Origin of the sequence: Clostridium sp. YIM B02500 (genome assembly GCF_022324665.1) — a bacterium.
GTDB classification, from domain to species: Bacteria; Bacillota; Clostridia; order Clostridiales; family Clostridiaceae; genus Clostridium; species Clostridium beijerinckii.
In genome coordinates this window covers 145,694-160,370 of the sequence record NZ_JAKGTE010000003.1, presented here as the reverse complement: position 1 = coordinate 160,370, position 14,677 = coordinate 145,694, and the positions used below count along the sequence as shown (strand labels likewise).

The window sequence follows — 14,677 nt, the reverse complement described above, 5'->3', positions numbered from 1 at the left end:
GAATTATATTATTTAAAATTTATATATACTTATATTTTTACTTTTATTAGATTTTATTTTATTGAACCTGTCATTCCTGCAACAAAGTGTTTTTGCATAACAAAGAATACAAGTGCAGTTGGTAATGTCGTAATTACTATAGCCATCATTATTAATCCATAATCTGGGGAGTAACTTGACGCTAACTTTGAAATTATAAGTAAAACAGTTTTCTTTTCTGGTGATTGTAATGCAATCAATGGCCATAAATAAGCATTCCATGCACTCATAAATGTTATAATCGCTGCTGCTGCATAGGTTGTTCTCATAGTTGGGAAAAATATCTTAAAGAAAATTCCAACTTCGCCTAAACCGTCAATTCTTGCTGCTTCTAAAATTTCTTTAGGAAATGATTTAGCATTTTGTCTAAAGAAGAAAATTAAAAATGCAGTACAAACACTAGGCAAAACTACAGCCCATAATGTATTCACCCCAAGAAAGCCCAATGGTGAACTTTTTAAATTTGAGAAAAATTTGAATAATGGAATCATCAAAGCTGAAAATGGAACCATCATAGACAAAAGTAAAATGTTAAATAGTCTATCTCTAGCTTTTGTTCTAAATATTTCAAATCCATATCCTGCTATTGATGAAACGAGGAGTGCAAGAATTGTAGTTATAATCGCAATTTCTGCTGAATTAACTAATGAAGAAGCAAATCCCAATTCTGGCTTAAAGAGATTATTTAAATTTTCCATAAAGCTATGCCCAGGAATTAGTTTTCCTCTTGTTACATCAACAGATTTATTAGTGCTACTTATAACCATCCAAAAAAACGGAAATATAGAAACAAAAGATGCTATACTCAAAAATATATATTTAAATACTCTATTCATTTTACTTGTCATTCTTATCTCCTCCTATTTTGAATTGGATTATAGCTAACACTATCACAATAATAACAACAAGATAAGCTACTGCTGTTGCATATCCAAAGTCTGGTGTATATGTGAAACATAAGTCATATATATATTTAGAAATGGTAGTTGTTGCATTGGCAGGACCACCTTTTGTGATATTCATAGGTTCATCAAATAACTGTAATGTACCAATTGTTGAAGTAATTGTTGTAAATAATATTATAGGTTTTAATAGTGGCACTGTTATAGATGTGAATTTTTTAAATGGAGATGCTCCATCAATTTCTGCTGCTTCATAAATCGAATGATCAATATTTTGTAAGCCTGACAAATAAAATATCATATTATAACCTGTCCATCTCCATGTTATGGCTATAATAATCAATATCTTAGCCCAAAATGGATCTGTAATCCATTCAATTGGTACTGAAATTAAATGTATATTGATAAGCAATTTATTTACTAAACCATCTGATGCAAATATGCTCTTTATAATAACTGAATATCCAACTAAAGATGCTACACAAGGTAAGAAAATTGCTGTTCTAAAAAAGCCACTAAATTTTAATTTTTTATCATTGAGAACTGAAGAAATAATAAGTGCTAAAATAATCATTATTGGAACTTGGACTATTAAAAATATAAATGTATTTCCAACTGCTTTAATCAAAGTTGCATCTGAAAACATTCTTACATAGTTACTAAAACCACTAAATTTTAAATTATTACCTTTACCTGATTGTAGTGACATTATCAAAGATTGTATCATTGGAAAAAACACAAATAGTCCTATTAAAAATGTACCTAATGCTACATAAATCCATCCCCAAAAGTTTTCTTTGCTGTTAATACCAGATCCAATTTTGCGTTTCATTTTTTCAACTCCTTTAGGATTTATAAAAGGCTATTTGCTAAACATATATTTAAACTTTTAACAAATAGCCTTTACAAATTCATATTTTTCAAATTACGGTTATTTTATCTGTGTTATTTGCTTACAGCTGCTTCTGCTTGAGCTTGAGTTTTTTGAAGAGTTTCGTCTATATCGGCTCCATTAACAATAGCCTGCATCCCTTCTGACATAACACTTTCCAATTGATATGTGTAAAGACCATAGTTTACAGATGGAACCTTTTCAGCCCAAGCTGATAAATCCTTAAATACTTGTTGATCTCCATAAAATTTTATTGGCTTACTATAATTTTCACTTGTACTTGCTGATTTTAATGTACTTACTAAACCAATTGCTGGAACTAAATCATTCATTAAAGCATCATCTGATGCAAAAGTATTTGCTAAAAAGTCAGCAGCTAAATCTGAATTTCCAACCTTATCTAGAACATACCAGCTACTACCACCAAGGTTAGCTGCATTAACTGATTTTGGATTTGAAGCCATTCTTGGAATAGCTGCTACTGCCCATTTTCCACTTTGGTCTTCAGAAGCTTGTATTGAAGATGAAACCCAACATCCACTTGGCACAGTAGCAACGTCACCTTTTTGGAATGCTGCTATAAATGCATCCCATCCTGATACTTGCTTTGTAATTCCTGCATCAACCATTTGCTTGTATATATTAATTGCATCTTTTAAAGCTTGATTACCAGCAATATTTACTGTTTTTCCATCATCTTTAACATACCATGAGCCAGCTGATTGCATCATAGCTCTTAGTTGATTTAAATCACTTGGATCTATAGTTATCATAGCTTTTCCAGTTTTAGCTTTAACAGCTTTACCGATTTCTATATATTTTTCCCAAGTAAGGTTTTGCATATCTTCTTTCTTATATCCAGCTTGTTCAATTAAATCTGTTCTATAAAATAAAGCTGTTACACCACTATCAAATGGTACTCCGTAAGTCTTATCACCTTGCTGCATAGATTTTAATTTATAATCCATGAATTTACTTTTATCTATTTTTCCACTTAAATCTTTAATCTCACCAGGATATGATTGCAAATAATTTTGAATTTTATAGTCTTCAATTAGCACAACATTAGGAAGTCCATCATATGTTCCTGATGAAAGACCTGTATTTAATTTTTGTACCACATCATCTTGTGCCATACTTACTACGTTAATAGTTACATCCGGGTGATCCTTTAGATATTTTTCTTTAGCCATATTAGCTGCCTTTATATTGAATGTATCATCCCAAGCCCATATAGTAATTGTTTTATCATCTTTTCCTTTGCTTGATGACGAAGCATTGCTACCACCTGATGATGAACCACACGCCATTAAACTAAAAGCCATCATGCCAGTTACAACTGCAGCCATAATTTTTTTAAGTTTCATTAATTATTCCCCCTTGAAATTAAAGTTTATACATAAGTAATTTTCTAATTTATATTAGTTATGTATTTGTTTACATTATAGCATTTTCAATATAGTAAACGTTATTGCATTATTGGTATTAATTTGTAATAATTTTATAATATTAATATTGGGATTTGTACTTTTTTTGTTTATTAGCATTTTTTATTGGCTTGATATAAATATTAAACTCGTCTTTTTCAATAAAAGAATTTAATCTTCACGTTAGATTTAATGGTGATGAGAATCTAACATGCTTTTTGTATTTTTTCTTTATCTAATTCTTCAAAAGTTTAAATATATATGTTGCAATTCACAATGCACATTTCATAATTATGGCTAAAATTCTTTCAATATTTTTAGAATTATGATGAAGAATTATTTTTGCAGATATATATATTTATTTAGAACAAAAAAATAGTAACCCCTTTCTACAAAAAGGCTACTGCTTATTTTTTATATTCTCTTACAACTCTCTCTAATTTTAAATTCAGTTGGTATTATTACTTTTTTATTATATTCCCTAATTCCATTCAAATTTTCAAGCAGCAAGTCAACAGCTGCTTTTCCTAAATACTCACTTGGTATTCTTATTGTAGTTAGAGCTGGTATCATATACTTTGCGCTAGGCTGATCATTAAATCCAATTATGCTTATATCATCTGGTATTGATAATCCTTCCTCTGAAATTGCTTTGTAAGCCCCGACTGCCATTGTATCATTTCCAATGAAAAAAGCTGTTATGTTATTTTTAGATTTTAATGCTTCCTTCATGAGATTATATCCAGCTTTGAAAGTAAATTTCTCTGTCTCGTAGATATATTTATTATTATAGATATTCTTGCTTTCCATAAATTCCTTATATTTTATGTCCCTTTTATCCAAATATGTATCTCTATAATCTATGCATTCTAATTTATTCCCACCAATAAAACCAATCTTTCTATGGCCTAAACTGTACAAATAATCTAAGATTTCATAAGTTGCTTTTCCTAAATCCGCCATCACTGAATTAAATTTATTTTCATCAGGTGAAAAATCTACAAATACTATATTATCATTGGCACTTGCTAATTTATCTATGATACTTGAAGAGAACTTTCCGATAGCAATTATTCCATTAACATTCTTAATATCCTCAATACTACTATCCTCACTTAGCTTCACCAAATTAAAATTATTTTCATTACATTTTTTTTCAGCAGCTAACCTTATTGATAAGTAATATGGATCTCCTAATTCTTCCTCATAGTTATACCAATAAATAATTCCTATATCCTTACTTTTCTTATTCTTAGCTTTTTTTGTTTTTGCTGAAACATAATCAAGTTCATCTGCTATTTTTAATATTTTTTCCCTTGTTGCATCACTTACATTTAATGTTTCATCAAAATTTAAAACTCTAGAAACTGTTGCTATAGAAACTTCTGCTATAGAAGCTATTTCCTTTATAGTGGCCAACTTAACTTCCTCCTTTAGCTCGCATAGTCCAAAAAAATTAAACACGAGATTTTGCTGAAAACAAATCTAAGTTAAGTGTATCTCACAAGCAAAATATAGTCAAACTGTTACAAGGCTTTTGTATATAGATATCAAGCTTTAAAACTGAATTTATATGATAACTTAACGAAATCATAAATATTTTGATTAAAAAAGAAAACTATAAGAACTTCAGAGATAATTAAGAGAAATAGGGCCCCACTTAAACTTATTCCATTTTAAATTGAATAAGCAAAGCGTTCCCCCTCTTCCCCTAAATAGCTTGGACAACTTACTTTATTTCCGCCACATAATTAATTTGACTTCTTATGTAAATGCACTTATATAATAAATCGACTATACATCTATGCTGTACTAGAAATGATATACTCTCTTATAAGCATAATTAGCCCTTAACCCTGATGTTTCCTATAAATATTTATATATGTACATATGAAAATATTTTTATACGTACATATATTTCTTTAAAAATATATAACTTTAATTCTATATAAATATATACATATATTTATAGTCTTAATTTATTTTCATAGGAGCATAGAATATATCTAAGCTATAAACTAGACTTATATATGAGTTTACTGATTCTCATCAACTTGTTTGAGGAACATGCCATGCAAAAATAGGTACAACCTTTTACTTAGAGATTTCCATCGAAATTTTCTTAAGTCTATGGAACAAATATATATTCGATTCTACTGATGTCCACATAGGCTCACCTATCATTACGCCTATGGATAAACAACTTAGGAATTTGATTTATACTTTACAATAAACGCCATACTAGAAAGCAGAAACATTTTTATGCAACAGGCATTGAAAATGAGCTGCTAAAAGTTCTTAATTGTAGGGTGTTCAACTAATGCTTGTCACAATGAAATTTGGAGCAAGCTTTAGTTGTGCAACCTGCAATTTAGCACTTTCAGTGAAATTTTCATAGTCCTGTGAAATAACAATGTTTCTGCTTTCGGTAGACTATTGCATAAGTCTAAGTCATATATTGTTTATCTATATATGCAAAAATATTTTATCCTATTGTATTAAGTAAATTGGCCATTTCTATTGCTGAAACTGCACTTTCATATCCTTTATTACCAGCTTTAGTTCCTGCTCTTTCAATTGCTTGTTCTATAGTATTTGTTGTAAGAACACCAAAAATTACTGGCTTTCCACTTTCAAGCGAAACACTCGCAACTCCTTTTGATACTTCTGAGCAAACATAGTCATAATGTGATGTAGATCCTTTTATTACTGCTCCTAAACATATTACCCCATCGTATTTAGGGCTCTTAGCCATTTTTTTAGCAATTAGTGGTATTTCAAAAGCACCTGGCACCCATGCAATATCGATATCTTCTTCTTTCACACCATGTCTCTTTAATCCGTCTATTGCGCCTTCTAAAAGTTTTCCTCCAATAAATTCATTAAATCTTCCTACTACTATCCCAAATTTTAATCCTTCTGAAACTAAATTTCCTTCAAATATATTCATTGTTTTTTCCTCCAATATTTTATATTATTTATTTTATTTTTTATCAAATTCAATTAGATTTATATGTAATCTAAATACTAGTTGAACTTATAACCAAAACTATTACAATTAACTTATCACTTCTCATATTGCTCCAAGCAGAGCAATACGTTATTAAACTTTAAGTATCCTATATATCTAGTAAATGATTCATTCTTTCTTTTTTAGTCTTTAAATAAAATTCGTCATTTTCATTCAATGGCATTTGTATTGATACTCTTTCTACAACTTTTATATCATTTTTTTCTAACCCTTCTATTTTATCTGGGTTATTAGTAATTAATTTAACATTCTTTATTCCTAAAATTTTAAGCATATCAGCGCTTATTTTATAATCTCTCATGTCTTCTCTAAATCCTAGAGCTAAATTTGCATCTACTGTATCCAATCCCTCATCTTGAAGTGCATATGCTTTCAACTTATTTAAAAGGCCAATTCCTCTTCCTTCTTGTCTCATATACAGAAGTATCCCCGAGTCCTCTTTTGCTATCATTCTCATCGAAGCTTCATATTGTTCTCCACAATCGCATTTTCTAGATCCTAGAGCATCTCCAGTTAAACATTCAGAATGAACTCTAACAAGTGTTGGTTCATCATTATTTTTAATATCTCCTTTGACTAAAGCCAAATGACATTTTGAGGAATCTTTTTCTTTAAATGCGAGTACTTTAAAATTCCCATACTTAGTTGGAAGATTAGCTTCCGTTTCCATAACGACACTTAAATGTTCTTCTTTTCTGTATTTAACTAGATCAGCTATAGTAACTATCTTTAAGTTATGCTCCTTAGCAAACTTTATCAAATCATCACGTCTTGCCATTGTTCCATCGTCTTTTACTATTTCACATATAGCTGCCGCACCTTTAAATCCTGCAAGTTTTGCAAAATCTACTGCTGCCTCTGTATGACCAATTCTCTCAAAGACTCCCCCATTCTTAGCTACCAAAGGAAATACATGACCTGGTCGTCTAAAGTCATCGCCTTCACTTGCAGTTACAAGTTTATTTATTGTATAAGCTCTTTCAAATGCTGATATACCTGTTGTCGTATCCTTATGATCTATGGATACTGTAAAAGCAGTTTCATGGTTATCAGTATTTTTTTCAACCATTGGATTTAATCCAAGTTTCACTGCAATTTCTTCTTCTACTGGTGCACAAACAAGTCCTCTCGCGTACTTAATCATAAAATTAATATTTTCTCCATTAGCCAGTTCTGCTGGAATTACTAAATCTCCTTCATTTTCTCTTCCCTCGTCATCTACAATTATTATCATTTTCCCTTCTTTAATATCCTTTAATGCCTCTTCTATACTATTAAACATAATGCTCAGCTCCTTAATTTTATATTTTATATATACTTAAAATTCATTCTGATGATTTATATGATTAGAACCCATTTTTTCTTAGGAATTCCATTGTGATATTGCTATTTTCATTTTCTTCTTTTTCTTTTCCACCAAATAACTTTTCTACATATTTCCCAATTAAATCGCACTCCAAATTAACCTTTGAATTAACTTTTTTATATGAAAGTATAGTATTATCTATAGTATGAGGTATAACAGAAACCTTAAATACTTCATCATCAACATAAGCAACAGTTAAGCTTATTCCATCTATTCCAATTGATCCTTTATATATAATGTATCTTAGTACCTCCTCAGGTGCAGATATAGTAAACCAAGTTCCATTACTTTCTTCTTTTATGGAAACTATTTTTCCAACACCATCTATATGTCCACTTACAATATGACCACCAAGCCTATCGCTTAATCTCAATGCCCTTTCAAGGTTTACTTTATCTCCAGCCTTTAAATTTCCTAAGTTACTTTTCTCTAAAGTTTCGCCCATCACTTCTGCTTTAAAAGAATCTGAATATTTTTCTTTTACTGTTAAGCAAACTCCATTGGTAGCTATACTATCTCCGACTCTAGTTTCCTTTAAAACTTCACTACACTTGATTTCCATAACTCCAAAGCCATTACCTGTGCTAAATTTCTCTAACACGCCAACTTCTTCAATAATTCCAGTAAACATCTTCTCCTCCTTATTCTTTCATCTCTTATTTAGCAACATAACCTTCTAGTACTAAGTCCTCTCCAATCGTTCTATAATTAATGTCCTTTAATCTAACTGCGTCATCTAATTTAAAGAAGCCTTTTCCTGCTATACTATTTCTGCTTTTTTGTCCCCCTATTATCTTAGGTGCTATATAAAATCTTACTTTATCTACAATTCTCTCTTCTAATGCAGAAAAATTTAAAGTTCCTCCACCTTCTATAAGTATTGAATCTATTCCTTCTTCTCCAACCCTCTTAACCAGTTCTTTCAGATTAACTCTACTATCTTTATCTGCCACCTCTATAACTTTAATGCCCATAGATCTTAATTTCTTTTTCTTTTCTTTATCTGATTTTAAAGTAGTTACTACTATTGCAGCTTTGTCACTATTTGTGAGAACTTTAGACTCTAGTGGGATTCTAAGATTACTATCTACAATAATCCTGATTAACTTCTTCTCATGGTTGATTCTGCATGTGAGTTCAGGATTATCTTCAATTACTGTATTTACACCTACCATAATCGAATGAAACCTATTTCTTAAGTGTTGTGAATCTTCTCTAGATTCTTTAGATGTAATCCATTTTGATTCTCCACTATAAGTTGCTATCTTCCCATCAATGGACATTCCACTTTTCAAAATAACAAATGGAATCTTTGATGTTATATACTTTATAAAAATCTCATTCAATTCTTTACATTCTTTTTCTTTAATACCTACTACAACTTCAATCCCATGCTGTTTTAACTTTTCCACACTTTTTCCAGAAACTAGCTCATTGGGATCTAACATACCTATTACTACTCTTTTAAACTTTTTTTCAATTATTAAATCTACGCATGGGGGTGTCTTTCCATAATGAGCACAAGGTTCTAGTGTGACGTAAATTGTACTTTCCTCCACAGATTTTGTTGCATTTTTCACTGCATTTCTTTCTGCATGAGCTTCTCCATAGCACTCATGATAACCTTCTCCTATTATCTCATTGTCTTTAACTATAACGGCTCCAACTAGTGGGTTAGGATTTACTTTACCTATTCCTCTTTTAGCTAATTCTAAAGCTATCTCCATGTACTTCTCATCCAAAGCTAATCATCTCCAATTTTTCATACTATTTCCTATAATATAATCTTATAAATACTTAGTTGAATTATAATTTAATGAATAATAAAGAAACTCCGGGATTCAAATCCTCGGAGTTTTAAAAAATTGTAATGATTATTTATATATACAAGTAAAATTTTAAAATTTATCCTATATATTACAGCATATATTTTAAGCCAGTTCTATCAATCTTATATAATTTCAAACTTAAAAATATATTGTAATAAAAAAACCCTGAATTCTAATAAATTCAGGGTACTTAAATACGAACAAATAACATTTAAAACTTTAATTTTAAATATAATTTATAACATTACTCTCTTCTTTCATCCAGACTTTACTGTCGGCTTCGGAATCTAACCGAATCTGCTTTTTAAAGCTCGCGGGCTGTACCGCCGATAGGGAATTTCACCCAACCCCGAAGATTTCTTTATTTAATTTACAATAACTATGATATCATGAAGTTTTATCTTTGTAAAGTGATTAGCTAAAATTTATGATATCGAATTCTTTCTTCTTTTCTTTAATCCATTGAAGCATCTTAGGATCATTCCAAATGTCTAAACCTAAGCTAGCATATTTCATAGCTTCTTCCTCGCTTCCAAATCTAATTAAATTAGGCAAGGTACTTGAAACTCTTTTTTGTTTTAATATGTATGGTATAACATGCGGGTTTCTCTTATATGCTCTTCTTAAAGCACTTTCTGCCGCTTTAATTTCATTAATCTTATATAATAACGCTACTCTACTATAATGTATAGCTGCCAAATTATCTTTTTCATATTTTTCTAGCAGGCTTTTTAGTTGTTCATATCTTTTCTCAATTAAAAGCCAATTAACTACTAAACTTCTAACCACTAATTCATCTTTCTCATCATACTCTAGGATTTCTAAAGCATTCTCTATTGCAGCTTCTTTTTCACCAATTTCCCATAAATGAATCGCTAAACTATACTTAGCTCCAAAAAGTTGCCTCGCTATCTTTAATCTAAGAAGCTCTGCCGGTGCATTTTTCAAATCATCTATTCTTAATAAATTCTTCGCTGCGTTAACTGCTTTTTCTAGAAGTTCTGTCCTCTGATTATTATTTAAACTAGAATCTTTTGATAATATTATATATGCATCCGCACAATCTTCATATACTTCTAATGCTTCTTTTGCATATTTTGCTTTATTTTTATAATTCTTTTGTCTCCATGCATACTCAATAGTTCTTTGAGCCATTATATAATCTTTATGGACAGCAAATTTAAAAGGAACTTTTGTTTCATCCTTAACAGCTTTATCCTCTTCTATTTTATCATTCATAGTTAATGCAACTTCTTCTTTAGCTTTTAGCATAGTACCTTCTGAAGCTTCTGCATCCTTATTTTCGCCTATTATCCATTTATTATTATCTTTTGATATATCTAATAAGCTTTTTACTTCCTTTGATTTACTAGAGCCTGTACTACTACTAACACCAAACTCCTTATATAAGTCAGCAACTTTAATATATGGCTTTTCTTTTGAATCAAATAAGTTATTTGCAGTTCCTATAGCATGCACTATTCCTGCTCCCCATGAAAAGCTCTTCCCCTTTTTAAATTGTTCTTCATAATTCAAAAATAAAGTTTCTGTTGCTAGAACACAAATATTCTTATAATCTTCATTGAGATATTCATCTGAAAAACTCTTTATTTTTTCAATTATTTCTTCATACTTGCTAGCTATTCCGTTAGATAATTCTTGCATTTCTTCTTATAGCTCCTTTATAAAAATCTTTAACAAATTTGACTTTATCCTACAACAATTATAATTTGCAAGTATAGTCACCAAATTTATAATTTTCATTTTAGATTTACAATATTCTCTATAAAAATATTATAAGTTCATTACTTTTTTCGTCCATATTACATTATAACATATTAAATATATTTGTATCTACTTTTAAATTTTTATGAACATTTTTGTTGTTTTAATCTATTATCTAGGGTATTACCAATCTTAATATATATTTTTCTGAAAATTTCAGTTCATTAATGCATACGAAATAAATGAAGTGTTATTTTTTGATTATGCCTAAAGCTCATATTAAACTATCAATCAGGTAATGCAAACAAATAATTTTATAAAAAATGAATTTATTAACACATTTCTATAATTTCCCTCATAAACATATTTAATGATAACAATTTTAAATAAGGAAACTATATGCTAACAAATAGTTTATATAATTTATCCTTTTTACTATCAATGCCTTATAATAATATCAATTTAATTTCTAAACATAAGTATAATTTAGATGATACCATATTAAAAGAAATTTACCTAAAAAAATTATTCAACTTTGAATGGGCAAAAAAATTAAACTCTTCATTTAAAGACTATAAATTTGATTATGCATATAATATACTAGAACAAATTCCAAGTTTTATTAAGGTTAAACTGATTCTGAAGACTTCTTTTATTGTTAAAACTTATCCTCAAAATATAAATTCAGTTTCAATAAATGAATATATACTCATTTTAGAGTATTTGCAAGACAAATGCAAAATACAATTTATAGCAGAGAATGAAGAAAATCCACTTTTATATGAACATATCCTAAATACTGATTTATCAAGCCTAGTAAATAGCCGTAATTTCAATAAAAACAGCAACATAAATGTATATAAGGATAAACTTTCATCAATTGATTCATTATTTGAAATGTTCATAGCTTCTAGCTGGCTTTCTACTAATAACCATGATGAAAAAAGAGCTTCCAAATTTAATGTCACAGATGCCTGCGATTATGCTGAAAGATTTTCATTAAATTATAATCCTGAATACAAATCATTTTCTGGCATCGGAGGGGATTGTACTAATTTTATGTCTCAAATAATTCATGCTGGGGGTTTCAGTCAAAATGCAACTTGGAAACCATATACTCATGCCTGGATTCGAGTTGAAGAACTATATCAATACTTAATAACGCCGAAATTAGAAGCCACTAAGCTTCCAAACGATAAATCATTAGATAGAGGCTGCTTAATTCAATTTTACACTCCGTCTATAGGACGATATTTTCATAATGGCTTTATTACTTATAGGCTTCAAAATGGTGACTGTCTTTATTGCTGTCATAGTTATGACAAATTGAATTATCCTCTTAGCCAAATTTATCCCAACAGATATCCAACACTCAGGGCCTTAAAATTCGATTGATATACAATATCTATCTCAAACTCTAGATCATATATAGATAACCCAACACTATAATCTATACTTATGCGTATAACTCACCGAAATGAATAATATACTTTTGTTCCAGTTTCTGGTTGGAAGATACTTCATAGTTTAAGTATAGTTTATGATTATTATATCTATAAATCTAAGTCAGATACATGTTTACCCGAATACTACAAAACATAACTCTGAAAGCACATAAAAAGAGGTTGCATTAAGGACCAGCTTGCTTCAACTTTAATCTTGCAAGCTAATCCTTAGCAACCTTACTTATAATTAAATCAATTTTTAATAAGTTAACTAAGTTCGTGAACTCAAATTATAAATTTGAACTTTCATTTATAACAGTTAGCTTTCAAATACATATTCATAAATATGTATCTCATTTCTTTGATTCATATATATGCTTAATTTTAACGTTTATATTGTTATACAGTTATCTCACTCTTGATTTTTAATGCATCTTCATTATTCTCAATAATAGGATCTACATATTCATCTATAAACTCAACAACTTGACTTGGTGCTCTTCCAACAAACTTATTTGGATCTATAATTGCTAGAATTTCTTCCTTAGATAGGCCAAATGAATCATCATTTATTATTCTATCTATTAGGTCATTATCTAACCCTTCTCCTTTTACTCTTTGAGCAGCAGCCATAGAGTGCACTCTAATTTGTTCATGTAATTCTTGTCTATCCTTACCTCTTTTCACAGCTTCCATCATTATATTTTCAGTAGCCATAAATGGTAATTCTCTTTGCACGTGAGATGCTATAACTTTATCATATACTACCATGTTTTCAGCAATATTTATGTATAAATTTAACACTCCATCCAATGCTAAAAATCCTTCAGCTACAGATAGTCTCTTGTTAGCTGAATCATCTAGTGTTCTTTCAAACCACTGAGTTCCTGCTGTAATTGCTGGATTTAATGCATCTACTATTACATATCTAGCTAATGCACTTATTCTTTCACTTCTCATAGGATTTCTCTTATATGCCATAGCTGATGATCCTATTTGATTTTTTTCAAATGGCTCTTCCATTTCCTTCATATTTTGAAGCAATCTTAAATCATTACTAAATTTGTAAGCACTTTGAGCAATTTCCGATAATGTATTTAATACAATAGAATCAAGTTTTCTTGGGTATGTTTGGCCTGTTACTCCATAACTTTTTTCAAATCCCATTTTTTCTGCAACAATCTTATCTAAAGACTTAACTTTATTTTCATCTCCATCAAAAAGTTCCATAAAACTAGCTTGAGTACCTGTAGTACCCTTAACACCTCTAAGCTTTAATGTTGATAATAAAAAGTCTATATTTTCAACATCCATTACTAAATCTTGCATCCATAATGTAGCTCTTTTTCCTACTGTAGTTAATTGAGCTGGTTGAAAATGTGTAAAACCTAATGTTGGCATGTCTTTATATTCTAGTGCAAAATTTTTCAAATGATTTAAAACTGTAACTATTTTATTTTTAATTAGATTTAAAGCATCTCTCATTATTATAATATCTGTATTATCTCCAACATAACAAGATGTAGCTCCTAAATGGATAATTCCCTTTGCGCTTGGACATTGAAGACCATATGCATATACATGACTCATAACATCATGTCTAACTTCTTTTTCTTTTTTAGCAGCCTCATCATAATTTATATCATTGATATGTTCTTTTAACTCTTTGATTTGTTCATCAGTTATATTTAATCCGAGTTCTCTTTCTCCTTCTGCTAAAGCTACCCATAATTTTCTCCAAGTTGTAAACTTCATATCATCAGAAAAAATAAAGCTCATTTCCTTTGATGCGTATCTTGAATTTAAAGGTGTGCTATATAAATTTCTCATCTAAAAACCTCCACACGAATATATTTTATGCTTTTTCTTTTAACATTCGTATTATATCATATTTTTTTCATTTTTGCCTATTTAATTTTAGAATTATTTGTACTCTTTTGTATTTAAATTTATTTTACATTTTTGTTATTATTGTCTCTAAGAATCATATATATATACTAAGGATCATATTAAAGATTGGA

Annotated in this window: 11 protein-coding genes and 1 riboswitch; of the genes, 1 reads left to right on the top strand and 10 read right to left on the bottom strand. The window is 29.5% G+C overall.

The annotated features are described in order from the left end of the window. Nucleotides 1-53: 53 nt before the first annotated feature. The 9 genes from L1S46_RS03395 to L1S46_RS03355 all read right to left on the bottom strand — a co-directional run bounded on the left by L1S46_RS03395 (nucleotide 54) and on the right by L1S46_RS03355 (nucleotide 11,151). Complete coding sequence (locus L1S46_RS03395; protein ID WP_238899215.1) at nucleotides 54-887, bottom strand: carbohydrate ABC transporter permease; 834 nt, start codon at nucleotides 885-887, stop codon at nucleotides 54-56. Continuing rightward, a complete protein-coding gene (locus tag L1S46_RS03390) occupies nucleotides 877-1,773 on the bottom strand; it encodes a sugar ABC transporter permease (protein ID WP_017210717.1) in 897 nt (298 codons plus the stop codon). Before L1S46_RS03390 ends, L1S46_RS03395 begins: the two co-directional genes overlap by 11 nt. A 113-nt stretch (nucleotides 1,774-1,886) precedes the next feature. After that, entirely contained in the window at nucleotides 1,887-3,200 is a 1,314-nt protein-coding gene (locus tag L1S46_RS03385; RefSeq protein ID WP_238899214.1) for an extracellular solute-binding protein, read from the bottom strand. Between the two features lie 474 nt (nucleotides 3,201-3,674). After that, on the bottom strand, nucleotides 3,675-4,679 hold the full coding sequence (locus L1S46_RS03380; RefSeq protein ID WP_238858608.1) for a LacI family DNA-binding transcriptional regulator: 1,005 nt from the start codon (nucleotides 4,677-4,679) through the stop codon (nucleotides 3,675-3,677). 1,066 nt (nucleotides 4,680-5,745) lie between these two features. Continuing rightward, entirely contained in the window at nucleotides 5,746-6,210 is a 465-nt protein-coding gene (gene ribE / locus L1S46_RS03375; protein ID WP_023973304.1) for a 6,7-dimethyl-8-ribityllumazine synthase, read from the bottom strand. A gap of 169 nt (nucleotides 6,211-6,379) precedes the next feature. After that, a complete protein-coding gene (locus L1S46_RS03370) occupies nucleotides 6,380-7,576 on the bottom strand; it encodes a bifunctional 3,4-dihydroxy-2-butanone-4-phosphate synthase/GTP cyclohydrolase II (RefSeq protein ID WP_343217237.1) in 1,197 nt (398 codons plus the stop codon). A 61-nt stretch (nucleotides 7,577-7,637) separates the two neighbouring features. Beyond that, nucleotides 7,638-8,288 carry a riboflavin synthase gene (locus tag L1S46_RS03365; protein WP_011968561.1) on the bottom strand — a complete coding sequence of 217 codons (651 nt, stop codon included), beginning with the start codon at nucleotides 8,286-8,288 and terminating at the stop codon, nucleotides 7,638-7,640. 25 nt (nucleotides 8,289-8,313) lie between these two features. Beyond that, nucleotides 8,314-9,399, bottom strand: a complete 1,086-nt coding sequence (gene ribD / locus L1S46_RS03360; protein ID WP_238858610.1) for a bifunctional diaminohydroxyphosphoribosylaminopyrimidine deaminase/5-amino-6-(5-phosphoribosylamino)uracil reductase RibD — start codon at nucleotides 9,397-9,399, stop codon at nucleotides 8,314-8,316. Nucleotides 9,400-9,731: 332 nt separating this feature from the next. Beyond that, nucleotides 9,732-9,847, bottom strand: a riboswitch (FMN riboswitch). Between the two features lie 53 nt (nucleotides 9,848-9,900). Continuing rightward, a complete protein-coding gene (locus L1S46_RS03355) occupies nucleotides 9,901-11,151 on the bottom strand; it encodes a DUF6398 domain-containing protein (protein ID WP_065415757.1) in 1,251 nt (416 codons plus the stop codon). 501 nt (nucleotides 11,152-11,652) lie between these two features. Here L1S46_RS03355 and L1S46_RS03350 point away from each other — a divergent pair. After that, a complete protein-coding gene (locus tag L1S46_RS03350; RefSeq protein ID WP_236895216.1) occupies nucleotides 11,653-12,606 on the top strand; it encodes an amidase domain-containing protein in 954 nt (317 codons plus the stop codon). 449 nt (nucleotides 12,607-13,055) lie between these two features. On the opposite strand, the gene purB is transcribed toward L1S46_RS03350, so the two are convergent. Next, entirely contained in the window at nucleotides 13,056-14,486 is a 1,431-nt protein-coding gene (purB, locus tag L1S46_RS03345) for an adenylosuccinate lyase (protein WP_238858613.1), read from the bottom strand. Nucleotides 14,487-14,677 lie beyond the last annotated feature (191 nt).

Bases quoted from the DNA above. Each gene is read 5' to 3' on its own strand.
- L1S46_RS03395 (WP_238899215.1), bottom strand. From the start codon at position 887: ATGACAAGTAAAATGAATAGAGTATTTAAATATATATTTTTGAGTATA.
- L1S46_RS03390 (WP_017210717.1), bottom strand. From the start codon at position 1,773: ATGAAACGCAAAATTGGATCTGGTATTAACAGCAAAGAAAACTTTTGG.
- L1S46_RS03385 (WP_238899214.1), bottom strand. From the start codon at position 3,200: ATGAAACTTAAAAAAATTATGGCTGCAGTTGTAACTGGCATGATGGCT.
- ribE (WP_023973304.1), bottom strand. From the start codon at position 6,210: ATGAATATATTTGAAGGAAATTTAGTTTCAGAAGGATTAAAATTTGGG.
- L1S46_RS03365 (WP_011968561.1), bottom strand. From the start codon at position 8,288: ATGTTTACTGGAATTATTGAAGAAGTTGGCGTGTTAGAGAAATTTAGC.
- L1S46_RS03355 (WP_065415757.1), bottom strand. From the start codon at position 11,151: ATGCAAGAATTATCTAACGGAATAGCTAGCAAGTATGAAGAAATAATT.
- L1S46_RS03350 (WP_236895216.1), top strand. From the start codon at position 11,653: ATGCCTTATAATAATATCAATTTAATTTCTAAACATAAGTATAATTTA.
- purB (WP_238858613.1), bottom strand. From the start codon at position 14,486: ATGAGAAATTTATATAGCACACCTTTAAATTCAAGATACGCATCAAAG.